Source organism: Rhizobium sp. M1, assembly GCF_002531805.1.
GTDB lineage: Bacteria > Pseudomonadota > Alphaproteobacteria > Rhizobiales > Rhizobiaceae > Rhizobium > Rhizobium etli_C.
The window spans coordinates 17,851-39,786 of the sequence record NZ_NWSW01000022.1 but is presented as its reverse complement, the minus strand read 5'-3'; the positions used below and the strand labels follow the sequence as shown (position 1 = coordinate 39,786).

Sequence of the window (21,936 nt, the reverse complement as noted above, 5' to 3'; positions counted from 1 at the left end):
AGATCACTACACTCCGCTCAACAATAAAGCCAAAAAGGGAATTTGGCGGGTGGGCTTGGAACCCGTCCTCGGAGGAGGAAACGATGGAACCTGACTTGGAAGTCGTTCAGATCCGTCCGGGCGAATCTTTCGCGACGAAGGCGCACGGTTATCCCTATCATACGGTTCGCTGGCATTTTCATCCGGAATACGAGCTGCATCTCGTCGTGGCGACAACCGGTCGATATTTCGTCGGCGATTTCATCGGGGAGTTCGAACCGGGCAATCTCGTGCTTGCCGGCCCCAATCTTCCCCACAACTGGATCAGCGACGTCCCCAAGGGATCGAGCATTCCGCTTCGATGCCAGCTCATTCAGTTCAGCGAAAATTTCATCAGCGACACGATGAAGGTGCTGGCCGAACTCGGCCCCTTCGAGCCGGTCCTCGAAGCGTCCCGCCGCGGCGTGCTCTTCGGCGCCGAGACCAGCCGGCAGGTCGCGCCGCTGATGAACGAGGTGCAGCAGGCGCAGGGCGTGCGTCGCATCGAGCTCTTCATGATGATCGTCGGCCTGCTCAGCCGGGCGCAGGATGCCCAGCTTCTCGCCAGCCCAAGCTATCTGCCCGATCCATCCGGCTACATGTCGGCCGGCATCAACAAGGCACTCGCCTATATCAGGGAGAACCTGACGAAATCCTTCGACGAAGCCGACCTTGCCGGGATTGCCGGACAGTCCACCGGCGCCTTTTCGCGCGCCTTCCGCCGCCACACCGGTATGTCGCTCGTGCAATATGTGAAACGCCTGCGCATCAACCTCGCCTGTCAGATCCTGATGAGCGACGATCACGCATCGATCACCGATATCTGCTTCGAGGTCGGTTTCAACAATCTATCCAATTTCAACCGCCAGTTCCTCGCGGAAAAGGGCATGACGCCCTCCCGCTTCCGACGATTGCTGGGCGACAATATCAACGTGGTCAAGGCGGCTTAAGGGCGCCGGGCGAGCACGGTTCCGGGTAATAGGAAGCAACCATCCGCCGAAGAAGGCGATAGGGAGGACGGGAGGAGGGACAAAACTGACACTGGTTTGAACGCGAACACGCGATGAGCGGTTCGCGAGAGCAGGCGCTTGTCCTCAGAAAACTGCAAACTGCCGGGACAGGCGAGGAGGCGGCTCGTTTAGAGAACACCGCAACGACGAAACTACACAAGTTTTCCAATGGGAGGAGATGGAAATGATGAAATTCTCGACAAAAGCGGCAGGCGCGGCAACACTTGTCCTGTCATTGCTCGGCAGTGCTTCCGCCTTCGCGCAAAGCGCCGTTGCGGATGCGACGGTCGCATTCCTCATGCCTGACCAGGGCTCGACCCGTTACGAAGAGCATGACCATCCGGGCTTCGTCGCGGAGATGAAAAAGCTCTGCGCCTCATGCAAGGTCATCTATCAGAATGCCGATGCCGATATCGCCAAACAGCAGCAGCAATTCAATTCGGCCATCACTCAGGGCGCCAAGGTCATCGTGCTCGATCCGGTGGATTCGGCAGCCGCCGCATCTCTCGTCCAGCTCGCCCAGAGCCAGGGCGTCAAGGTCATCGCCTATGACCGTCCGATCCCGAAGGGCAAGGCCGATTTCTACGTCTCCTTCGACAACAAGGCGATCGGCAAGGCGATCGCGGAATCGCTCGTCCAGCATCTGAAGGCCAAGAACGTGCCGACCGACGGCGGCGGCATTCTGCAGATCAACGGTTCGCCGACCGATGCGGCCGCCGGGCTGATCAAGGACGGCATTCACGAGGGTCTCGCCAGCGGCGGCTACAAGACGCTTGCCGAATTCGACACGCCGAACTGGCAGCCGGCGAATGCGCAGCAATGGGCGGCCGGCCAGATCACCCGCTTCGGCAAACAGATCGTCGGCGTCGTCGCCGCCAATGACGGTACCGGCGGCGGCGCCATCGCCGCCTTCAAGGCCGCCGGTGTCGATCCCGTGCCGCCGGTGACCGGCAATGACGCGACGATCGCCGCGCTGCAGCTGATCATATCGGGGGATCAGTACAACACGATCTCCAAGCCGAGCGAAATCGTCGCCGCGGCCGCGGCCAACGTCGCCGTCAAGCTTTTGGCAGGGGAGACGATCAAGGCGGAGATGACGCTTTACGACACGCCGGCACAGCTCTTCGTGCCGGCTGTCGTCACCGCCGAAAACCTCAAGGCCGAGATCATCGACAAGAAGATCAACACCGCCGAGGAGCTGTGCACCGGCCGTTATGCCGACGGCTGCAAGAAGCTCGGCATCACCAAGTAATCGAGCCAAGGGAAGGCGCGGCCGGATCGCCGGCCGCGCTTCCGGTTTTCGCTTCTTCTGAAAGGCCAGGCGATGTCCGACACCTCTCATATTCTTGACGGCTCGCGCCAGCCCGTTCTCAGCCTGCGCGGAATCTCGAAGAACTTCGGGGCCGTATCTGCGCTCACCGATATCGAACTCGACGTGCATGCCGGCGAGGTCGTGGCGCTCGTCGGCGACAACGGCGCCGGCAAATCGACGCTGGTCAAGATCCTGGCCGGCGTGCACCAGCCGAGCTCGGGCACGATCCTGTTCGAGGGCAAACAGGCGGACCTGTCGAGCCCGAGTGCTGCCCTCGACCTTGGCATCGCAACCGTGTTTCAGGATCTGGCGCTTTGCGAAAATCTCGACGTCGTCGCCAATATTTTCCTCGGCAAGGAGCTCAACCCCTTCCAGCTCGACGAGGTCGCTATGGAGATTCGCGCCTGGAAGCTCTTGAACGAGCTTTCGGCCCGGATCCCCAGCGTGCGCGAGCCCGTCGCCTCGCTTTCCGGTGGTCAGCGCCAAACGGTGGCAATCGCCCGCTCGCTGCTGCTCGAGCCGAAACTGATCATGCTCGACGAACCGACGGCGGCGCTCGGCGTCGCGCAGACCGCCGAAGTGCTGGACCTGATCGAGCGTGTGCGTGAACGCGGCCTCGCCGTCATCATGATCAGCCACAATATGGAGGATGTGCGTGCCGTCGCCGACCGCATCGTCGTCCTTCGGCTCGGGCGCAACAACGGCACCTTCATGCCCGATGCCTCCAACGAGGCGCTCGTCAGCGCGATTACCGGCGCATCCAACAATTCCGTCTCGCGCCGCGCCATGCGCCGCCGGGCGCAAGGCCAGCAAAACGAAGAGGGCAGGCCATGATGAAGACGATCCCGAACGAACCGACAGCACCTCAGCTCCTCGACCGGCGTGACGAAAGGGTGCGCCATGACGACAGCCTCGCCGGCTCGATCCGCGCCTTTTGGGATCGCATCCGCTCCGGCGACCTCGGCTCGCTGCCTGTCATCATCGGCCTGGCGATCATCTGGACGGTGTTCCAGGCGCTCAATCCGGTGTTTCTCTCCAGCGCCAATCTCGTCAACATGCTGTTCGACTGCTCGACGGTCGGCGTCATCTCGCTCGGTATCGTCTGCATCCTGATGGTGGGTGAGATCGATCTTTCCGTCGGCTCGGTCAGCGGCTTCGCCTCCGCACTGGTCGGCGTTTTCTGGGTCAATCAGGGCTGGCCAGTGGTGCTCGCGGTCCTCGCCGCGATGGTCGTCGGCGCCCTGATCGGCTCGCTCTACGCCTTCCTGTTCAACCGTTTCGGCATGCCGAGCTTCGTCTCCACCCTGTCGGGCCTGCTCGCGGTTCTCGGCCTGCAGCTTTATATCCTCGGAGCGACCGGTTCGATCAATCTCCCCTACGGTTCCTGGCTCGTCAATTTCGGTCAGATCATGGTCATGCCGGACCCGGTCGCCTATCTGCTGGTGGTGCTGGCCGGCATTGCCTTTTTCCTTGCGAGCTACCGCACATCGGCGCGCCGCCGGGCAGCCGGCCTGTCATCGAAATCGACCGGCGGACTATTTCTGCGCGCCGTCGTCATCACCATCGCGCTGGAAGCGGTCGCATTCTATCTCAACCAATCGCGCGGCATTCCCTGGATGTTCGGCCTCTTCGTCGGACTCGTGGCGACCATGAACTATGCGCTGACGCGTACCAAATGGGGCCGATCCATGCATGCCGTCGGCGGCAACCGGGAGGCTGCCCGCCGCTCCGGCATTAACGTCTCACGCATCTATGCCAGCGCCTTTGTCGCCTGCGCGCTGCTTGCGGCGACCGGCGGTGTGCTCTCGGCTGCACGGCTGGCGACCGCAAGCCAGCAGGCCGGCACCGGCGACGTCAATCTCAACGCCATCGCCGCGGCAGTGATCGGCGGCACGAGCCTGTTCGGCGGGCGCGGCAGCGCTTATTCAGCCCTTCTCGGCATCATCGTCATCCAGTCGATCGCCAGCGGGCTGACACTTCTCGATCTGTCGTCGTCGCTTCGGTACATGATCACCGGCGCCGTCCTTGCCGTCGCCGTCATCGTCGACTCGCTGGCACGCCGATCCCGCATCTCGCACGGCCGGGCCTAAAACACTCAAGAAACAGAGGAAGAATATGGGACAGGATCTGTCTGGAAAGGTCGCGGCCGTCACCGGAGCCGCATCGGGTATCGGCCTGGAATGCGCCAAGGCCTTGCTTGCCGCCGGCGCCCGTGTCGTGCTGGTCGACCGGAACGAAGAAGCATTGAAGGAAATCTGCTCGGCGCTCGGTGCCGATGCCATTCCCCTGATCATCGATCTCACCGATCCGAAAAGCGTGGCGCGGATGATGCCTGAAATCCTGGCGAAGGCAGGCCAGCTGGATATTTTCCACGCCAATGCCGGCTCCTATATCGGCGGCGAGGTGCTGACCGGCGACCCCGACGCCTGGGACCGGATGCTCAATCTGAACGTCAACGCCGCGTTCCGCTCGGTGCATGCCGTCTTGCCGCATATGGTCGAGCGCAAGACCGGGGATATCATCCTGACGAGTTCCGTTGCCGGCATGGTCCCCGTCGTCTGGGAGCCGATCTATACGGCCTCGAAACATGCAGTCCAGGCATTCGTTCATACGCTGAGGCGGCAGGTGGCCAAACACGGCCTGCGCGTCGGCGCCGTCGCGCCTGGTCCCGTCGTCACCGCGCTTCTCAGCGATTGGCCGCAGGAAAAGCTCGATGAGGCGCTCGCCGCCGGCGGTCTGATGGAGCCGAAGGAAGTTGCCGAGGCCGTGCTCTTCATGCTGACGCGCCCACGCAACATCACGATCCGCGATCTCGTCATCCTGCCGCAGAGCACGGACATCTAATGAGGATGCGCCGCCTCCTATAATTGCTGAAAGGAAACGGACATGATCTTCGACAGATTTCGCCTGGATGGACAGGTGGCGCTCGTGACCGGCGGCACGCGCGGCATCGGGCTTGCGATCGCCGAGGCGCTCGGCGAGGCTGGCGCCAAGGTCCTCATTGCGGGAAGGAGCCGCAATGCGGCGGCGGAAGACCGGCTCGCCAAGGCCGGCGTCGATTGCGATTTCATCGCCGCCGACGTGACGAAAGACGATGCCGCCGACGCGCTCGTCACCGAGACGCTCTCACGGACCGGCCGGCTCGACATCCTCGTCAACAATGCCGGCATTGCCATTCATGGCGACAGCGGCGAATTCCCCGATGCCATCTGGCGCGAGATCATGACCGTCAATGTCGACGCCGTCTTCCGCGCCTGCCGCGCCGCACTCGCTCCGATGCGGCGCCAGGGCGGCGGCGCCATCCTCAACATCGGCTCGATCTCGGGCATCGTTTCCAACATTCCGCAGAACCAGGTGTCCTACAACACCTCGAAGGCGGCGGTCCATATGATGACCAAGAGCCTGGCGAGCGAAGTCGCCGCCGAGAACATCCGCGTCAACGCTATCGCCCCCGGCTACATCGAGACCGATATGTCACGCGGCGGCATCGACAATCCCGACTGGTTCCCGACCTGGCGCAGCATGACCCCGATGGGACGCGTCGGACAGCCGGAAGAGGTGGCCGGCGCCGCCCTGTTTCTCTGCTCGGCGGCGGCAAGTTATGTCACCGGCGAAGTCCTTGTCATCGATGGCGGTTATACCACGCGGTAAGCCTCGGAGAGGGGAGGGCGGGTTCCCGCCCGGCGGCTAAGCCGCTTTTCCCTGCGGGCGGAAGTTCAAGGCAACGTGCCGCAGGCGCTCTGATAATCGGCAAGCACGCGGTCGACCGCGGCAATCAATATAGTCTCGGGATCGCCGGCCTCAGCTGGCGAAAGCTGCGGCAGATACTGGTGCAGCAGCGTCTCCGGGATCGCCTTTCCGCGCAACGCCGCGAGCAGCGTCTCGAACGCCCGATCGGCCTCCGGCCTGTTCCAGTAATAACGGATGCGGTCGCTGTAGCTGTAATGCCGCTGCAGCCGTAAAGCCGTCTCGTCACCGTGATAATGGGCCTGCCAGTCGCCGGGCGCCGACAGCATCACCGCCTCCATCGCCGCCGCCAGCGGCCTGTCGCCGTAACCGGGAACCATCTCGGTCGCGATCATATCCAATGCATAGGCGGCTTCCCGCAGCGCAAAGGTCAGGCCGGGGCCGACCTTCAGGATCGGAAAGCCATCCTCCACCAGTCGTGTGAGGGCAGCCCGGGTCTGATAATCCGTGGAATGGGCCTCGAAGACGAATTGCGGCTCCTCGTCAAGAAGTGCGGTCAATTCGACCGCAAGCTCGGGCCTGTAGCCGATGACATTTTCGCTGCCGAACTCGACGCCCGGCTGGACGACGAAGGCGATGACGCGCGAAAAGGCGTCCTCCAATCCCGCCCGCGAAAAGATCTCGCGATGAATGGCGATCGTCGTTCGGGCCGCTTGCCGAGCGGTCGGCCGGAGTTCTTCGAGCGCATGGTCGGCGCCGCCCGGCACCGGAACTTCGGTGCCGAGAATATAGAGCGGCAGCGGTGCGCCGGTCGCCTTCGCTGCCCTTTCGCTGACCTGCGCAAGTCTTGCGGCCCGCTCGGCAATCGTTCGGTCGTCAAGTGCGGCCGGCTCGCCGGCGCAGCCCATCGAGGCATCGAGATGGATCTTGCCGAACCCGGCTCTGACATAGGCCTCGACCATCGCCTCGGCTTTCTCAAGCGCCGCCTCCGGCGTTTCCCGTCGCCACGGATTGGGACCGAGATGATCACCGCCGAAGATCATCTGCGAACGATCGAGCCCTTCCTCGGCCGCCATGCGCCCGACGAAGCGGATGAAGTCCTCGGGCGTCATGCCGGTGTAACCGCCGAGATGATTGACCTGATTGCAGGTCGCCTCGATCAGCACCGGTTCGCCCTCGCGCACCGCCCGCCGGATCGTGGCCCTCAGAACCAGGGGATGGGCGGAACAGACCGAAGTGATGCCGAAGGGCGTGCCTTCGCGCCGTGCAGCGGCAAGACGGGTCAATATCCGGTTCATCATCTATCTCCTCGGTGTTTCGGCAATGAAGGCCGTCAGTTCGGCAAGGGTGGAGACGCCCTCCATCGGGCCGCGCCTTGTCACATTGCGGGCGCCGGCCGCATTGGCGTGGAGCAGGGCCGCCTCCGGCGTCATGCCCTTGCGGCGGCAGGTGAGATAGGCAGCGCCGAAACAGTCGCCGGCGCCGGTCGGGTCGATCTCGGCGACCGCGAAGGCGGCACAATCGATGCGCGGAAGGCCGTGACCGAAGAAGGACGCGCCCTGTTCGCCGCGCTTCAGGACGATTTCGCCGATGCCGCTCTCCTGCAGTTTCGCGATGGCCGCGGCTTCGTCGGTCAGCCCGGCGGTGGCGAAAAGTTCTTCGCCGGAGGGCAGCAGCAGGTCGGCCACCCCGAGCACCTGATCGAAACATTCCAAGACGCCGCTGTCCGTCAGCAGCTCCTTACGAAGATTGGGGTCCAGGGAGACCGATCCGCCGCGAGCGCGCACAATCTCGATGGCGGAAAGGATCACGTCGCGAGCGCCCGGAATGGAAAGCGCCGTTCCCATGACATGCAGATGCCCGGCGCGGCGGACGAGATCGGCGGCGGCAGGCGTCGGGTCAATCCGGCCGGCAGCGGATGTGGCAATGTTGAAGACGAAGTCGCGCGCGCCATCCGGCCGGTAGCGAACGAAAGCGCTGCCCGTCGGCCAATCCTTGCTGACGGCGATGGCGGAGACGTCGACGCCATCCCCACGCAGGCGATCGACGTTCAGCCGGCCGAAATCATCGTCACCGACGCTGGCGACGATGCCGGCTCCGCCGCCCATGCGGGCGACCTGGTCGACGAAGATCGCCGGCGCGCCGCTCGGATAGGGCCCGATCAAGGACTGCGGCTCGAGAAAGCCGGCGCCGACCGTCGTCGCCATGATCTCCACCAAAATTTCGCCGACGGTGATCGTCGGGCCGAGCGCTTCCGGCGCGAGCGCCCTGTGAGGTAACGGCATCTGCAATCTCCTTCATGCGGGGAGGCGGCGTCGCGCGCGGCCGCTTCCGTAAAATGCGCCTTGATCCGCCCGTACCTCGCCAGCCGCAGTCCGTCAAGAAATAATTTTACGCGCGATAATTTTTGTTGCGATGGAGGAATGAAACTTATCCCGGCGCTGAACCGCCAAACTCTATTTTCGGGCATCAAACGGGGCCTTTTAGAGCAGTATGCCGGAATGCGTGCGACCTCATCGTCTAAAATCTGCTTGACAATATCTGTACGAATGACAGATAAAAAGTTTACGCATGTAATTTTATGCGTGAACATCCGTAAAGGAGGAGCGGAGACCATGAACAAGATCATTTGCATTCTATCTGCATCCGTCGCCTGCCTGGCGCTAACCGCCGGACTGGCCGGCGCCGAGGAGCTGACCATCGCCACCGTCAACAATGGCGACATGATCATCATGCAGAAATTGTCGCCGGAGTGGGAAAAGGAGACCGGCAACAAGCTGAACTGGGTGGTGCTGGAAGAAAACGTCCTGCGCCAGAAGGTCACGACCGACATCGCAACCAAGAGCGGCCAGTACGACATTCTCACGATCGGCGGTTATGAGGCGCCGATCTGGGGTAAACAGGGCTGGCTCGAGCCGCTCGACGACCTCGGCAACGATTACGACTACGCCGACCTGCTGGCACCGATCAAGACCGGCCTGACGGTCGACGGCAAGCTCTATGCAGTACCCTTTTACACCGAGAGTTCGTTCACCCTTTACCGCAAGGATCTGTTCGAAGCGGCCGGCCTGAAGATGCCGGAGCAGCCGACCTACGACCAGATCAAGGAATTCGCCGCAAAGCTCACCGACAAGTCGAAGGAGCAATACGGTCTCTGCCTGCGCGGCAAGCCCGGGTGGGGCGAGAACATGGCGTTCCTCGGCACGATGATCAACACCCATGGCGGCCGCTGGTTCGATATGGACTGGAAGCCGCAGATCAACTCCGAACCCTGGAAGAAGGCCGTCACCGACTATGTCGACCTGATGAACAAGTACGGTCCGCCCGGCGTCACCTCCAACGGCTTCAACGAAAACCAGGCTTTGTTCTCGACCGGCCATTGCGCGATGTGGATCGACGCCACCTCGGCGGCGGGCCGCGTCTACGACCCGAAACAGAGCCAGGTCGCAGACAAGATCGCGTTCACACGCGCACCTGTTAACGTCACGCCGAACGGCTCGAGCTGGTCATGGTCGTGGAATCTGGCGATTCCGGCGTCTTCTACAAAGGCCGAAGCCGCCAAATCCTTCATCAAGTGGGCGACGTCCAAGCAGTATGTCAAGCTTGTCGGGGAGAAGGAAGGCTGGGTCGCGGTACCGCCCGGCACCCGCACGTCGACTTATGCGCTGCCTGAATACCAAAAGGCCGCACCGTTCGCCGATACGGTTCTGAAGGCGATCATGTCCGCCGATCCGGCGCACCCGACCAAGGACCCGGTTCCGTACACCGGCGTGCAGTTCGTGGCGATCCCGGAATTCCAGGGCATCGGCACGATCGTCGGCCAGCAGATCGCGGCTGCCCTTGCGGGCCAGCAGAGCGTCGATGCGGCTCTCGACAACGCCCAGAAGCAGGTCGAGCGTGACATCAAGAAGGCCGGTTACCCCAAGTGAGGTAACGGCCCGGCCCGCGGTGTCGCGACCGCGGGCTCCTCCCGGAGGGTTCCGACAGCCAAGGCTGCCGGAACTCCGCCTTTGATCTTCTTCTCCATCGCTCCCTACGACCGCTGCCGTCCTGGCGGCCGTTGCCCCGCGAAGAGGTTTTCGATGACTATGATTTCGGGTGAATTCATCCGGCGGGCGCCGAGGCGTTCCAGCCGCTCGGTGCGCACCGGTCCGCTTCTTGCGCCGGCCGTCGGCCTGCTGCTCGCGTGGATGATCATTCCTCTGGCGCTGACGCTCTGGTTCTCCCTGCAGTATTACAACCTGCTGGATCCGTTGAGCGCGGGCTTCGCCGGCCTCGACAATTACGCTTATCTGATCACCGACGACGGCTTGCCGGCGGCGATCTTGCGCACACTCGTCGTTCTCTTCTCGGTGCTGGCCCTTTCGATCGGCTTCGGCATCGTCTTCGCACTCCTCTTCGATGTCGAGTTCGCAGGGCGCGGCGTGGCGCGGCTCCTGATCATCGCACCGTTCTTCGTCATGCCGACGGTGACCGCGCTCATCTGGAAGAACCTGCTGATGCATCCGGTAAACGGCCTGTTCGCCTCCCTGGCGAAGCTCGCCGGCGTGACCCCGGTCGACTGGTTCGTCCAAATCCCGATGACGTCAATCATCATCATCGTCGCCTGGCAGTGGATCCCTTTCGCCACGCTCATCCTGATGACCGCCATGCAGTCTCTCGACCGCGAGCAGATGGAGGCGGCCCGTCTTGACGGGGCGAAAGGCTGGTCGACATTCGTCCATATCATCCTGCCGCATCTGCTCCGGCCGATCTCGGTCGTGGTCATGATCGAGACGATCTTCCTGCTGGCGGTCTTCGCCGAGATCCAGGTCACGACGACGGGCGGACCGGGCACGGCCACGACCACCCTCACATACTTCATCTACAACAAGGCGCTTCTCCAGTGGGACGTCGGAGCGGCCTCGGCAGGCGGCGTCTTCGCGATCATCCTGGCCAACATCGTTGCCGCCTTCCTGATCCGGACGGTCGCGCGCAATCTGGAAAATTGAGGAGACCGGCTATGGCAAAACGAAACAGCATCATTCGGTCCCAGAAGCTGTGGTGCGGCGTCGGCGGCTGGGCGGCGTCCTTCCTCATGTTCTTCCCGATCCTCTGGATGCTGATGGCGGCGTTCAAGACCGAGATCGATGCCGTGGCGACCCCGCCGAAGCTCTTCTTCTCGCCGACGCTTGAGAACTTCGCCGACGTCAATTCCCGAGCGGACTACCTCCATTACGCCCTGAACAGCGTCGTCGAGAGCATCGGCTCCACCATCCTGTGCCTGGCGATCGGCATTCCGGCAGCTTACGCGGCCGCGTTCTTCCCCGGCAGGCGGACGAAGGATCTGCTCATGTGGATGCTGTCGACCAAGATGCTACCGGCCGTCGGTGTCCTTGTCCCGATCTACCTGCTGTTTCGCGACAGCGGCCTTCTCGATACCCGCAGCGGCATCATCGTCGTCTTCACGCTCTCGAACCTGCCGATCGTCGTGTGGATGCTCTACTCCTTCTTCAAGGACGTGCCGCATGAGATCCTCGAAGCCAGCCGCATGGACGGCGCGAGCACATTCGAGCAGATTTGGCATCTTCTCCTGCCGCTGACCCTTCCCGGCATTGCATCGACGGCGCTGCTTTCGACGATCCTCTGCTGGAACGAGGCGTTCTGGAGCCTGAACCTGACGGCGTCGAAAGCTGGTCCGCTCACCGCCTTCATTGCATCCTTCTCATCGCCCGAGGGACTGTTCTGGGCAAAACTGTCGGCGGCTACCACGCTCGCCATCACCCCCATTCTCGTCTTCGGCTGGATGACGCAGCGCCAGCTCGTGCGCGGCCTGACGTTCGGCGCAGTTAAATAGGAACTGACATGGCTACTCTTAGTCTCAAACAGGTGAAGAAGACCTTCGGCGCGGTCGACGTGATCAAAGGCGTGGACCTCGACATCCAGGATCGGGAGTTCGTCGTTTTCGTCGGGCCGTCTGGATGCGGAAAGTCGACGCTGCTACGCATGATCGCCGGGCTCGAGGACATCAGCGGCGGCGATCTCCTTATCGACGGCGACCATTCGAACGACGTGTCACCGGACCAGCGAGGGCTGGCGATGGTGTTCCAAACCTATGCGCTTTATCCCCATATGACGGTCAAGGACAATATGGGCTTCGCCTTGAAGCTCGCCGGCGTACCGCAGTCGCAGCGCGACACCAAGATCGACGAGGTGGCCGCTCTTCTGCAACTCGGACATCTTCTGGATCGCAAGCCGAAGCAATTGTCCGGCGGCCAGCGCCAGCGCGTGGCGATCGGCCGCGCCATGGTCCGTTCGCCGCGAATCTTCCTCTTCGACGAGCCGCTGTCCAACCTGGATGCCGCCCTCCGGGTGCAGATGCGCATCGAGCTTGCCCGCCTTCACGATCAACTGGGCGCAACGATGATCTACGTCACCCACGACCAGGTGGAGGCCATGACGCTCGCCGACAAGATCGTCGTGCTGCGCGACGGCAGGATAGAACAGGTGGGCACGCCGATGGAACTGTACCACAATCCGGCCAATCAGTTCGTGGCCGGCTTCATCGGTTCGCCCGCCATGAATTTCATTCCTGTCGGAGCTTCGAACGCCGTTTCATCCGGCATCTCCGTCACGCTGCCGGGCGGAATGACCGCCAAGGTTCCCATTCGCGCAACGCTCGGGAGCAAAACGGACCTCACGCTGGGGATCAGGCCGGAGCATCTGAAAATATCAGGCGAGGGACCGATCGCCGGAGAGATCATGGTCGTCGAGCGTCTCGGCGGACATAGCTACATCTATGTGCAGATCGCCCCGGGCAGGCTTATCATCGTCGAAACGGATGGCGCCGACAGCCACCGCCTGCACGAAACGGTCTCGCTGTCCTTCAATCCGGCTGATGCTCAACTGTTCGATGAGCGCGGCGTCGCTCTCAGGAGAGCAGCCGGCGAGGCGACCAGCAGGCCCATTTCGGCGTCACACTAGGCGCCTCAATTTTAACGGAGAAGCACCATGAAGCTCAAAGACAAAGTTGCACTCATCACCGGCGGTGCCCGCGGGATCGGGCTGGGATTTGCCGAAGCCTTCGCCAAGGAAGGCGCGAAGGTGGTCATCGCCGACATCAATATAGAGCGGGCGACGGAGACCGCCGAGGCGCTCGGCCCCAGCGTTTCGGCGATGAAGCTCGACGTCACCGATCTCGCGGCGATCGATGCCGTCGTCGATGAGATCGATCGAACCTTCGGCGGCATCGACATTCTCGTCAACAATGCCGCGATCTTCGACATGGCGCCGGTCAACGAGATCACCGAGGCGAGCTACGACAAGGTCTTCTCGATCAATCTGAAGGGCCCGCTTTTCGTGATGAAGGCCGTTTCGAACGTGATGATCGAGCGGGGCAGGGGCGGCAAGATCATCAACATGGCCAGCCAGGCCGGACGGCGCGGCGAGGCGCTGGTCTTGCTCTATTGCGCTTCGAAGGCAGCGATCATTTCGGCGACGCAGTCGGCAGCGCTGGCCCTCGTCAAATACGGCATCAACGTCAATGCCATTGCACCCGGCGTCGTCGATGGCGAGCACTGGGACATCGTCGATGCGCATTTTGCCAAATGGGAAGGGCTGAAGCCGGGCGAGAAGAAGGCCGCGGTCGCCAAATCCGTTCCGATCGGCCGCTTCGCCACACCCGATGACATCAAGGGCCTGGCCGTCTTCCTCGCCTCGTCAGACAGCGACTATATCCTCGCCCAGACCTACAATGTCGATGGCGGCAACTGGATGAGCTGATCGCCCTTCCGCAGTCACAAAGCCTGGAGCCAGAGAGATGGAAGCCATCTGCTATACCGAAAAGGGCGTCGCGGTGACCACGGCCCTGCCGTTGCCGGAGCTGAGGCCCGGCCATGCGCTGGTGCGCGTGCGCGCTGCCGGCCTTTGTCACACCGATATCGACGTCCTCCACGGCCGTTATGGCGAGGGCCGCTTTCCGCTGGTCGCCTGCCATGAATATGCCGGCGTGGTCGAAGCCGTCGCCGCCGATGTCTCCGGCCTTGCCGTCGGCGCCCGGGTTGTCGTCGATCCCAATCTTCCCTGCGGGCAGTGCCGGGCCTGCCACAAGGGACTGACCAATCTCTGCCGCGACCTGAAAGCCTATGGCGTGACGGAGAATGGCGGTTTTGCCGAATACAGCCTGGTCAGAACCGACCACCTGCATGAGATCGGCGACCTCGGCTTCAACCTCGCGGCACTTGCCGAGCCGCTCGCCTGCGTCTTGAACGGCCTCGGCAGCGCCGGCCTACGGGCCGGCGCTGCGGGCACGGAAACGGCGCTGGTCTTCGGCGCCGGGCCGATCGGACTGCTGCTCGCGCTTTCCCTCAAGGCCGAGGGCGTTTCTTCGGTGACGGTTGCCGACATCAACGAGGAGCGGCTGGCCTTTGCCGGGCGGCTGGGATTGGAGACGGCGGTCTCGGGATCCCAGGCGCTCGCCGGCCGTCGCCATGACTTCGATTTCGTCGCCGATGCGACCGGCATCGCCCGCATCGTCGAAGGCATGATCGACTTCGTCGCCGATGGCGGCACGGTTCTTGTCTTCGGCGTCTGCGCCCCCGATCAGCGCATTTCCATCGCACCCTTCGAGATTTTCCGGCGCCAGATCCGCTTTGCCGGCTCCCATTCGCTGAACCGCAACATTCCCGAAGCCCTTGCCATCCTGAAAAGGGATACCGGCGCCATGGCGCAACTGGTCTCCCACAGGCTGCCGCTCGACGACGTCCTTCCGTTTATCACGAAGAGGTCGCCCGATCCGGCAACAATGAAGGTGCAATTCTCCGTCGACTAAATTCGGATCGTCAACAGGCCGCTTTTCGTCCGGCGATGAGTCATCTAGAAACCGTCGGAGACGCCGCGTCAGGAGATCAGATGGTGGGAAAGACGATCAAAACCATGGAGGACTTTTCGGAGTTCGTCGGCCTGTCGCGTCCCACCGTCTCGAAATATTTCAGCGATCCGATGTCAGTGCGCCAGAAGACGCGGGAGGCGATCGAGCAGGCCCTGAAGAAATCAGGCTTCCGGCCGAACATATTCGCCGTCAATCTCAACCGGCGGCGCAGCAACATTCTCGGCGTCATCATTCCCAATTCCACCGATCCCTTCTACATGGCGCTCACCCGCCGCATCGAGATGATCGCCAACGAGACGGGGTTTCTCGCCTTCGTCCTGTCGTCGGACGGCAAGGCGGAGATGGAGGACCGGGCGATCAAGACGCTGAAATCGATGAATGTTGCAGGCGCTATCATCGCGCCGCTGGGCGTCGAATCCCACCATGCCACACTCGACGAACTCGGCCGCAGCGTGCCTCTCATCTACGTCGACTCGCCGCTCGACGAGACCTCCTCCTTCGTCGGCACGAACAACCGCCAGAGTTTCGGCCTGATCGTCGACTATCTCTGCCGCTCGGGCGAACCGCCCTGCTATTTCGGCATGCCGCACGTTAATACCAACGCCTTGACCCGCCAGACGGCCTATCTGGAGGCGATGGAGCAGTTCCGGAAGGAGCCCAGCATTGTTGAGCTTTCCGACAGCAAGAGCTGGGACTTCGAACGCTTCGGCTTCGAGGAGGCGACCCGCATCCTGTCGTCGGGCCAGGGCTTTCCGACGCGCACCGTGCTCTGCGCCAACGACCGCGTCGCCTTCGGCGTCATCGCCGCTGCATTCCAGCTGGGCCTCAAGGTCGGCCATGGCGCCGGATATGACCTGCGCGTCGCGGGACATGACGATCATCCTCTGTCCCGATACGCCTGCCCGCCGATCACGACGGTGGCGCAGAATTATAGCGAGATCGGCCGGCTGGCGATCGAGCTACTGCTCGACAGGCTCGGCGAGGGCGAGGGTCCCGCCAGGGCGCCGGCGGCCCGCATACTCCTCAATGCCGAACTCATGCTGCGAAGCTCGGCCTGATCTGACGCCTCAGTCGCGAGGCAGGCCCGCCGGCCTCAGATGCTTTCTCAGCGCGGCGATCCTGAAGATGGCGTTCGCGGCGCCATAACCGCGGTAACCGCGCCGCTCGACGATCTCGAAGAACAGTCCTTCGCCATAGGTCGGGCTGTAGAGCTGGAAATATTCGCCGGCCTCGTCGCGGTCGTAGAGGATGTTGTTGGCCTTGAGGCGATCGGCGAATTCGGCGTCGAGGCCGAAGCGAGCTTCGAGATCGTCGTAATAGTTCGGCGAAATCGCCAGCGAGACGAAGCCGTTGGCGGCAAGGGCAGCGGCAGTCGCGAAGATGTCGTCGGTCCTGAAGGCGAGATGCTGGATGCCGGAGCCGAAGGTCTCAGTGATGAAGCGGCCGGCGAGCGTATTGCGGTTTTCCGCGCCGTTCATGGTGATGCGCAGCGAGCCTTCTTTATTCTCGACCACCTGGCTGCGGACGATGCCGGAGGGATCGACGATATCGACCATCGGCGTCTTCTCGGCCTCGACAAGCGCGGTGTAGAACAACAGCCAGGTCAGCAATTCCTCGTATTTCATCGTCTGCGCCATATGATCGATCGACTGCAGCCCGGCCGGTCGGGAGGCGGAATCGTCCTCGATCGCATCGAATTCGATCTCCCAGATGCGGCCAAGCTCGGTCTTGCGATCGAGGAAATAGAGAATGCCGCCGCCGACGCCGCGCACCGCCGGCATTTCGATCTCGCCGGCATCGAGCGATTGCTCGAACCGTTCGGCGCCGAGCGTGACGGCGCGCTGCAACGCCGCCTTGGCATCGTCGACCATCAGGCCGGCGGCATAGGCCGAAGTGCCGTGCACGGCATAGGAAGCGCTGGCAAATCCCTTCTGTTCGGTGTTGACGACGAGATTGATGGCGCCTTGGCGAAACACCGTGACGCGCTTGCTCTTGTGCCTGGCCGCCTTGCGGAAACCGAGGCTTGCAAACAGCGCTTCGAGCGCAAGCGCCTCGTCTTCATCCGCGGTGAACTCGATGAAAGCGATGCCCTCGACCTTGGCGCGCGGCGGCATGGCCGGCACCGGCAGCGCGCTCTCCGGCTGCTGCCGCTTGACCTGATCGCCGAGATAAATCAGCGAGCGGCGGCCATCGACGGCGATCGCGTTGGCAGATCCGCCGCGGAACTGATCGTTGAAGATCTCAAGCGACAGATAACCGTCATAACCGGTAGCGGCAACGGCCTTCATGAAGTCGAGCACCGGCAGGTCGCCTTCGCCGGGCATGTTGCGGAAGTGCCGGCTCCAGTAGAGCAGATCCATGTCGATCAGCGGCGCATCGGCGAGCTGGATGATGAAGATCTTCTCCTTCGGGATCGACCGGATGGAGTTGACGTCGATCTTGCGCGACAGCGTGTGAAAGCTGTCGAGGATCAGGCCGATATTCGGATGATCGGCCCGCCGGACGATCTCCCAGGCGTCGCGGTGATCGTGGATGTGGCGGCCCCAGGCAAGCGCCTCATAGCCGACACGCAGACCGCGCCTGGCGGCGCGCTCGCCGAGTTCGTGAAAATCGGCCGCCGCCCGGTCGAGACCGCCAAGCGCAGCCGGGGAGACGTTCGAACAGACCAGCACGAGGTCGGTGCCCATCTCCTGCATGAGGTCGAACTTGCGTTCGGCCCGGTCGAAGGTGCGGCTGCGCAGCGGCTCCGGCATGCCCTCGAAATCGCGGAACGGCTGGAACAGCGTGATCTCCATGCCGAGATCGCGCACCATGCGGCCGACCTCCTTCGGGCTCTCGTCGAAGATCAGGAAATCATTCTCGAAAATCTCCACCCCGTCGAAACCGGCCTTGGCGATCGCCTCCAGCTTGTCGCTGAGGTCGCCGCTCAATGAAACGGTCGCTATCGATGTCTTCATCGCAGGGTCCTTTCCGACACGCGCTAGGTCGTCATCGTCTTGAAATGCGCGAGCATGCGGCCGGCATCCGGCTCCCTGCCGGTGATCAGGCGAAATGCGCCGACGGCTTGGAAGACCGCCATGCCGCCGCCGTCGAGCGTTCTGCAGCCGCGCTGCCTCGCCTGCCGCAGAAGCTCGGTTTCCAAGGGGAAATAGACGATCTCAGCAACCCAATGCCGTGGTTCGAGGAGCTCGGACGGAAGCGGCATGCCGGGATATTTGGCCATGCCCGTCGGCGTCGCATGGATCAGGCCCGATGCGTCTTTCATTGCTGTTTCCAGGTCACTTCCCGCAGCGATCGACGCGCCGGGAAAGAGCGCGGACATCGTTTCGGCCAGATCGACGGCGCGCTCGTGCTCGCGGTCGAAGACGGTCAGCCGCTTGAGGCCGAGCGTCAGGATCGCGTAGGCGGTCGCCACGCCCGCCCCGCCGGCGCCAAGCTGCACGGCGGAGGAAAGGTCTGCTTGCGGCAACCCGCGCCGAAAGCTTTCGGCAAAGCCCCACCAGTCGGTGTTGTGGCCAAAGCGCCGGCCGTCCTTCAGGACGACGGTGTTGACCGCGCCGAGCGCCCGGGCTTCGGGCGACAAGTCGTCGAGCAGGGGAATGACGAGCTGCTTGCAGGGATGAGTGATATTGAGACCGGCAAGTCCGCGCGCTTCGGCATCGCCGATCAGACGCGGAAGATCGGCCGACGACGCATTCAGTTTGAGGAGATCGATCAGCTCGTAGTCGTAATCCAGCCCCTGTGCCGCGCCTTCCTTCATATGCATGGCAGGCGTCAGCGAGGCCTGGATGCCGGAGCCGATCAGCCCGGCCTTCAATGGTTTCAGGAGTGTCTCGGCCATGCGCCAGTTCCTGTCTTGCTCGTGATGGGAAAGGCCCGCGGGGTCGCCCGCGGGCCTGATCTGCTTACTTGCCGCGAACCGTGTCGAGCTCCTTGAAGAGCTGTGTCACGGTCTCGGCGCCGATCTGAGCCGCGAACTTGTCGACCAGCGGCTTGACGGCGTCGCGCAGCTTCTGCGTCTCTTCGGGGCTGAGCTCGGCGACTTCCATGCCGGTCTTCTTGATTTCCTCGATCGCCTTGGCGTCCAGCTCCCTGGAAACCTTGCGCTGATAGTCGCGGGCTTCCGTCGCGGCCGCCTCGAAGACCGCCTTTTCCTCGTCGTTCAAACCGTCCCAGAACTTCTTGCTGATGAGCACGATCTGCGGATTGTACTGGTGACGGGTGATCGTCATGTACTTCTGCACTTCGAAGAACTTGGCATTGATGATGTTGGCGGCCGGGTTCTCCTGACCATCGACGGTGCCGGTTTCGAGCGCGGTGTAGAGCTCGGTATAGGGCAAGGGCACCGCATTGGCGCCGAGACTGTTGAAGAGTTCGATCGGGATCGGCGACTGGATGGTGCGGATCTTCAGACCCTTGATGTCCTCGAGCTTGGTGACCGCATGACGGTTGTTGGTCAGGTTGCGGAAACCGAGCTCCCAATAGGCGAGGCCGACGAGGCCGGTGTCGGGCAGGAGTTTCATCAGGCTGGTGCCGAAGGCGCCGTCCATCACCTTGTCGGCCTCTTCGCCGCTGTTGAACAGGAAGGGCAGGTCGACGGCGCCGAACTGCTTGACATTGCTTGCGAGAATGCCGGCGTTGAGCACCGTCATCTCGATGACGCCGCCCTGCAGGGCCGACACCGTCTGAACGTCGCCGCCGAGGACGCCGCCCGGAAACAGCTTGACCTCGATCTTGCCGCCGCTCTTTTCCTTCACCAGCTCGGCGAATTTCTCCATGCCCATGACCTGGGGATGGCCCTTATTGTTGGCGGCAGCGAATTTGAGGCTGTGTTCGCGGATTTCAGCCATAACAGGGCTGCTTGCCAGCAAGGCGAACGGCAGAGCCAGTCCCAGCGCCAGTTTCGTCAATCTATTCAGCATGTTTTCCTCCCAGGATAGAGCCGGCATCTCCCTCCGGCTGCGTTGAAATTCCATCGCCGACACGGCGACATCAGTGTCCGAACCAGGCGACCGGAGCGGTCACCAGCGCAGGGAATAGGACGAGCAGAAGCAGAACGATCAGCTCGGCGATCATGAAGGGAATGACACCCTTCATCAGATCCTCCATCGACAGCTTCGAAACGCCGCAAATGACGTTGAGCACCGTGCCGACCGGCGGCGTTATCAGCCCGATCGAATTGTTGATGATGAACAGCACGCCGAAATAGACTGGGTCGATCCCCGCCTGCTTGATGATCGGCATCAGCACCGGCGTCATCACCAGAATCGTCGGCGTCATGTCCATGGCAGTGCCGACGACGACGATGAGCACCATGATGGCAAGCAGCAGCAGCGTCTGATTGTCCATCAGCGGCTCGACGAGGCCGGCAAGTTCGCCGGGCACATCGGCAACGGTGATCAGCCAGGCCGAGACGGCGGCGCAGGCAACGAGGAACATCACCACCGAGGTGATCTTCGCGGCCGCGACGAAGACCTCGAACAGCCGCGACGGCGGCAGTTCGCGATAGACGACCATCGACACGAACAGCGAATAGACCGCCGCGACGACGCCGGCTTCGGTCGGCGTGAACACGCCGAATTTCAAGCCGACGATGATGATGACGGGAAGCATCAGCGCCCAGATGCTTTCGACGAAGGCCTTCATCCGCACGGCGTCACTCTGTTTCGGCGGCAGGGCGAACTGTTCCTTGCGGGCGACGATCAGCCAGGTGACGCAGAGGGCAGCCGCAATCAACAGGCCGGGAACAATGCCGGCCAGGAACAGCTTGGTGATCGAAACTCCGCCGATGACGCCGTAAAGGATGAAGCCGATCGAGGGCGGGATGATCGGGCCGATGATCGAGGCCGAGGCGAGCAGGCCCCCGGCGCGAGCCGGATCATGTCCCGATTTCAGCATCATCGGGAAGAGCAGGGCGCCAAGGGCGGCGGCATCGGCGACAGCCGATCCCGAAAGGCTGGATAATACGCAGGCCGCGAAGATCGCGACGAAGCCGAGGCCGCCTCTGATATGGCCGACCATGGCCATGGCGAGATTGACGATACGGCGCGAAAGGCCGCCGGTATTCATCACCTCGCCGGCGAGCAGGAAGAAGGGCACGGCCATCAGCGGGAAGCTGTCGGCGCCGTTCAACACATTCTGCGCGACGATCTGCGCGTCGAACATGCCGAGATACATCATCAGCGCCACGCCTGTTATGATGAGGGCAAAGGCAATCGGCACGCCGAGCGCCATGGGGCCGAGAATTGCGCCGAGGAAAATGGTGACGGTCATGACGGTCTCCTCAGTGCTTCGGCTTCAGCACGGGAAAAGCCGTGTGGGCGGGATCTTCGAGCGCAGCCTCTTCCTCGCTGTCGCGCACGAGCGCTGCCGTCGTCACATCGATGCGGTCGGTGACGATCGCGAAGGCGTCCCACAGAAGGATGAAAAAGGCCGGCACACCGAAGGCAAGTCCGGCGCCGTAGAAGACACCCATCGAAATACCGGTTGCCGGAGCCGAAACATGAAGATTAATCAGCGTCTGGGTCCAACTGCCGCTGATCATCAGCCAGGTGGCGGCGAGCATCATGCCATAACCGAGAAGCACGGCGAGTTTGGCGACGGGCTTCGGGAGGCGGGTGATCAGGGAATCGACGCCGAGATGCGCGTGCTCGCGCATCGCGACGACGGCGCCGAGGAAGGTCAGCCATACGAAAAAGATGCGCGAGAGTTCTTCCGAAGAGGTGATGCCCTGGTTGAAGGCGTAACGGAGCACGACATTGCCGAAAACCAGCACGACCATAGCTGCCAGCAGGAGCGCGATCGTCACCTTCAGCGCGAAGAAATAGAAATCGATGATACGGATCATTCGCTCCTCCCAAGCGTGGCCTTGCCCTGTCGGCCGACCGTCGTCAGACCCGCCAGAGCGCGTCGTGACCGAAATATTGCCGTCGCGATCAATTCCTCCACTGTTCGCCCTTCCAAAATGTACTAACTAGTTCGTATGTCAAGCGGCATCTATTGAAACATGTCGCCAACGTGAATAAGACTGACGGGCATCG

At 62.6% G+C, this 21,936-nt stretch carries 20 protein-coding genes; 13 read left to right on the top strand and 7 right to left on the bottom strand.

All coding sequences use genetic code 11. The features are described 5' to 3' along the window. Positions 1-83: 83 nt before the first annotated feature. The 6 genes from CO655_RS21625 (at position 84) to CO655_RS21600 (ending at position 5,991) form a co-directional block, all read left to right on the top strand. The gene (locus CO655_RS21625; RefSeq protein ID WP_097666477.1) at positions 84-968 is read left to right on the top strand and encodes an AraC family transcriptional regulator; all 885 of its coding nucleotides are present in this window, start codon (positions 84-86) and stop codon (positions 966-968) included. Positions 969-1,206: 238 nt separating this feature from the next. Further along, positions 1,207-2,280, top strand: a complete 1,074-nt coding sequence (locus tag CO655_RS21620; RefSeq protein ID WP_176539282.1) for a sugar ABC transporter substrate-binding protein — start codon at positions 1,207-1,209, stop codon at positions 2,278-2,280. Positions 2,281-2,352: 72 nt separating this feature from the next. Continuing rightward, positions 2,353-3,174 (top strand): ATP-binding cassette domain-containing protein, encoded by an 822-nt coding sequence (locus CO655_RS21615; protein ID WP_097666476.1) that lies wholly within the window; start codon positions 2,353-2,355, stop codon positions 3,172-3,174. Further along, positions 3,171-4,430 carry an ABC transporter permease gene (locus CO655_RS21610; RefSeq protein WP_097666475.1) on the top strand — a complete coding sequence of 420 codons (1,260 nt, stop codon included), beginning with the start codon at positions 3,171-3,173 and terminating at the stop codon, positions 4,428-4,430. Before CO655_RS21615 ends, CO655_RS21610 begins: the two co-directional genes overlap by 4 nt. 25 nt (positions 4,431-4,455) lie before the next feature. Beyond that, the gene (locus tag CO655_RS21605) at positions 4,456-5,184 is read left to right on the top strand and encodes an SDR family oxidoreductase (RefSeq protein WP_097666474.1); all 729 of its coding nucleotides are present in this window, start codon (positions 4,456-4,458) and stop codon (positions 5,182-5,184) included. Between the two features lie 42 nt (positions 5,185-5,226). Continuing rightward, positions 5,227-5,991, top strand: coding sequence for an SDR family NAD(P)-dependent oxidoreductase (locus tag CO655_RS21600; RefSeq protein ID WP_097666473.1), 765 nt, complete (start codon positions 5,227-5,229; stop codon positions 5,989-5,991). A gap of 65 nt (positions 5,992-6,056) precedes the next feature. On the opposite strand, the gene CO655_RS21595 is transcribed toward CO655_RS21600, so the two are convergent. Together CO655_RS21595 and CO655_RS21590 are read right to left on the bottom strand one after the other, a co-directional pair. Then, entirely contained in the window at positions 6,057-7,325 is a 1,269-nt protein-coding gene (locus CO655_RS21595) for a D-tagatose-bisphosphate aldolase, class II, non-catalytic subunit (RefSeq protein ID WP_097666638.1), read from the bottom strand. Positions 7,326-7,328: 3 nt separating this feature from the next. Continuing rightward, entirely contained in the window at positions 7,329-8,312 is a 984-nt protein-coding gene (locus CO655_RS21590) for a sugar kinase (RefSeq protein ID WP_097666472.1), read from the bottom strand. Between the two features lie 330 nt (positions 8,313-8,642). Between CO655_RS21590 and CO655_RS21585 the strand changes: the two genes are divergently transcribed. The 7 genes from CO655_RS21585 (at position 8,643) to CO655_RS21555 (ending at position 15,954) form a co-directional block, all read left to right on the top strand. Then, a complete protein-coding gene (locus tag CO655_RS21585; protein WP_176539281.1) occupies positions 8,643-9,956 on the top strand; it encodes a sugar ABC transporter substrate-binding protein in 1,314 nt (437 codons plus the stop codon). Positions 9,957-10,109: 153 nt separating this feature from the next. Further along, positions 10,110-11,018 carry a sugar ABC transporter permease gene (locus CO655_RS21580; RefSeq protein WP_097666470.1) on the top strand — a complete coding sequence of 303 codons (909 nt, stop codon included), beginning with the start codon at positions 10,110-10,112 and terminating at the stop codon, positions 11,016-11,018. An 11-nt stretch (positions 11,019-11,029) separates the two neighbouring features. Continuing rightward, complete coding sequence (locus CO655_RS21575) at positions 11,030-11,863, top strand: carbohydrate ABC transporter permease (RefSeq protein ID WP_097666468.1); 834 nt, start codon at positions 11,030-11,032, stop codon at positions 11,861-11,863. 8 nt (positions 11,864-11,871) lie between these two features. After that, the gene (gene ugpC / locus CO655_RS21570) at positions 11,872-12,990 is read left to right on the top strand and encodes a sn-glycerol-3-phosphate ABC transporter ATP-binding protein UgpC (protein ID WP_097666466.1); all 1,119 of its coding nucleotides are present in this window, start codon (positions 11,872-11,874) and stop codon (positions 12,988-12,990) included. Between the two features lie 27 nt (positions 12,991-13,017). Next, positions 13,018-13,788, top strand: coding sequence for an L-iditol 2-dehydrogenase (locus tag CO655_RS21565; protein WP_097666464.1), 771 nt, complete (start codon positions 13,018-13,020; stop codon positions 13,786-13,788). Between the two features lie 37 nt (positions 13,789-13,825). Beyond that, positions 13,826-14,836 carry a zinc-dependent alcohol dehydrogenase family protein gene (locus CO655_RS21560; protein ID WP_097666462.1) on the top strand — a complete coding sequence of 337 codons (1,011 nt, stop codon included), beginning with the start codon at positions 13,826-13,828 and terminating at the stop codon, positions 14,834-14,836. A gap of 104 nt (positions 14,837-14,940) precedes the next feature. Next, on the top strand, positions 14,941-15,954 hold the full coding sequence (locus CO655_RS21555; protein ID WP_097666634.1) for a LacI family DNA-binding transcriptional regulator: 1,014 nt from the start codon (positions 14,941-14,943) through the stop codon (positions 15,952-15,954). Between the two features lie 9 nt (positions 15,955-15,963). Here CO655_RS21555 and CO655_RS21550 read toward each other — a convergent pair whose 3' ends face one another. The 5 genes from CO655_RS21550 to CO655_RS21530 form a co-directional block, all read right to left on the bottom strand. Beyond that, the gene (locus CO655_RS21550; protein WP_097666460.1) at positions 15,964-17,853 is read right to left on the bottom strand and encodes a sugar phosphate isomerase/epimerase and 4-hydroxyphenylpyruvate domain-containing protein; all 1,890 of its coding nucleotides are present in this window, start codon (positions 17,851-17,853) and stop codon (positions 15,964-15,966) included. 23 nt (positions 17,854-17,876) lie between these two features. Further along, on the bottom strand, positions 17,877-18,737 hold the full coding sequence (locus tag CO655_RS21545) for a shikimate dehydrogenase (protein ID WP_097666458.1): 861 nt from the start codon (positions 18,735-18,737) through the stop codon (positions 17,877-17,879). A gap of 64 nt (positions 18,738-18,801) precedes the next feature. Next, positions 18,802-19,818 carry a TRAP transporter substrate-binding protein gene (locus CO655_RS21540; RefSeq protein WP_097666456.1) on the bottom strand — a complete coding sequence of 339 codons (1,017 nt, stop codon included), beginning with the start codon at positions 19,816-19,818 and terminating at the stop codon, positions 18,802-18,804. 70 nt (positions 19,819-19,888) lie between these two features. Further along, a complete protein-coding gene (locus tag CO655_RS21535; RefSeq protein WP_097666454.1) occupies positions 19,889-21,169 on the bottom strand; it encodes a TRAP transporter large permease subunit in 1,281 nt (426 codons plus the stop codon). Between the two features lie 10 nt (positions 21,170-21,179). Then, positions 21,180-21,743: a TRAP transporter small permease gene (locus tag CO655_RS21530; RefSeq protein ID WP_097666452.1), complete on the bottom strand. Its 564-nt coding sequence runs from the start codon at positions 21,741-21,743 to the stop codon at positions 21,180-21,182. Between the last annotated feature and the right edge of the window lie 193 nt (positions 21,744-21,936).

Excerpts from the sequence above, each read along its gene's own strand:
- CO655_RS21580 (WP_097666470.1), top strand. The coding sequence starts at position 10,110 with ATGACTATGATTTCGGGTGAATTCATCCGGCGGGCGCCGAGGCGTTCC.
- CO655_RS21615 (WP_097666476.1), top strand. The coding sequence starts at position 2,353 with ATGTCCGACACCTCTCATATTCTTGACGGCTCGCGCCAGCCCGTTCTC.
- CO655_RS21605 (WP_097666474.1), top strand. The coding sequence starts at position 4,456 with ATGGGACAGGATCTGTCTGGAAAGGTCGCGGCCGTCACCGGAGCCGCA.
- CO655_RS21550 (WP_097666460.1), bottom strand. The coding sequence starts at position 17,853 with ATGAAGACATCGATAGCGACCGTTTCATTGAGCGGCGACCTCAGCGAC.
- CO655_RS21540 (WP_097666456.1), bottom strand. The coding sequence starts at position 19,818 with ATGCTGAATAGATTGACGAAACTGGCGCTGGGACTGGCTCTGCCGTTC.
- CO655_RS21590 (WP_097666472.1), bottom strand. The coding sequence starts at position 8,312 with ATGCCGTTACCTCACAGGGCGCTCGCGCCGGAAGCGCTCGGCCCGACG.
- CO655_RS21575 (WP_097666468.1), top strand. The coding sequence starts at position 11,030 with ATGGCAAAACGAAACAGCATCATTCGGTCCCAGAAGCTGTGGTGCGGC.
- CO655_RS21535 (WP_097666454.1), bottom strand. The coding sequence starts at position 21,169 with ATGACCGTCACCATTTTCCTCGGCGCAATTCTCGGCCCCATGGCGCTC.
- CO655_RS21600 (WP_097666473.1), top strand. The coding sequence starts at position 5,227 with ATGATCTTCGACAGATTTCGCCTGGATGGACAGGTGGCGCTCGTGACC.
- CO655_RS21560 (WP_097666462.1), top strand. The coding sequence starts at position 13,826 with ATGGAAGCCATCTGCTATACCGAAAAGGGCGTCGCGGTGACCACGGCC.
- CO655_RS21625 (WP_097666477.1), top strand. The coding sequence starts at position 84 with ATGGAACCTGACTTGGAAGTCGTTCAGATCCGTCCGGGCGAATCTTTC.
- CO655_RS21545 (WP_097666458.1), bottom strand. The coding sequence starts at position 18,737 with ATGGCCGAGACACTCCTGAAACCATTGAAGGCCGGGCTGATCGGCTCC.
- CO655_RS21595 (WP_097666638.1), bottom strand. The coding sequence starts at position 7,325 with ATGAACCGGATATTGACCCGTCTTGCCGCTGCACGGCGCGAAGGCACG.
- CO655_RS21585 (WP_176539281.1), top strand. The coding sequence starts at position 8,643 with ATGAACAAGATCATTTGCATTCTATCTGCATCCGTCGCCTGCCTGGCG.
- CO655_RS21555 (WP_097666634.1), top strand. The coding sequence starts at position 14,941 with ATGGAGGACTTTTCGGAGTTCGTCGGCCTGTCGCGTCCCACCGTCTCG.
- CO655_RS21620 (WP_176539282.1), top strand. The coding sequence starts at position 1,207 with ATGGAAATGATGAAATTCTCGACAAAAGCGGCAGGCGCGGCAACACTT.
- CO655_RS21565 (WP_097666464.1), top strand. The coding sequence starts at position 13,018 with ATGAAGCTCAAAGACAAAGTTGCACTCATCACCGGCGGTGCCCGCGGG.
- CO655_RS21610 (WP_097666475.1), top strand. The coding sequence starts at position 3,171 with ATGATGAAGACGATCCCGAACGAACCGACAGCACCTCAGCTCCTCGAC.
- ugpC (WP_097666466.1), top strand. The coding sequence starts at position 11,872 with ATGGCTACTCTTAGTCTCAAACAGGTGAAGAAGACCTTCGGCGCGGTC.
- CO655_RS21530 (WP_097666452.1), bottom strand. The coding sequence starts at position 21,743 with ATGATCCGTATCATCGATTTCTATTTCTTCGCGCTGAAGGTGACGATC.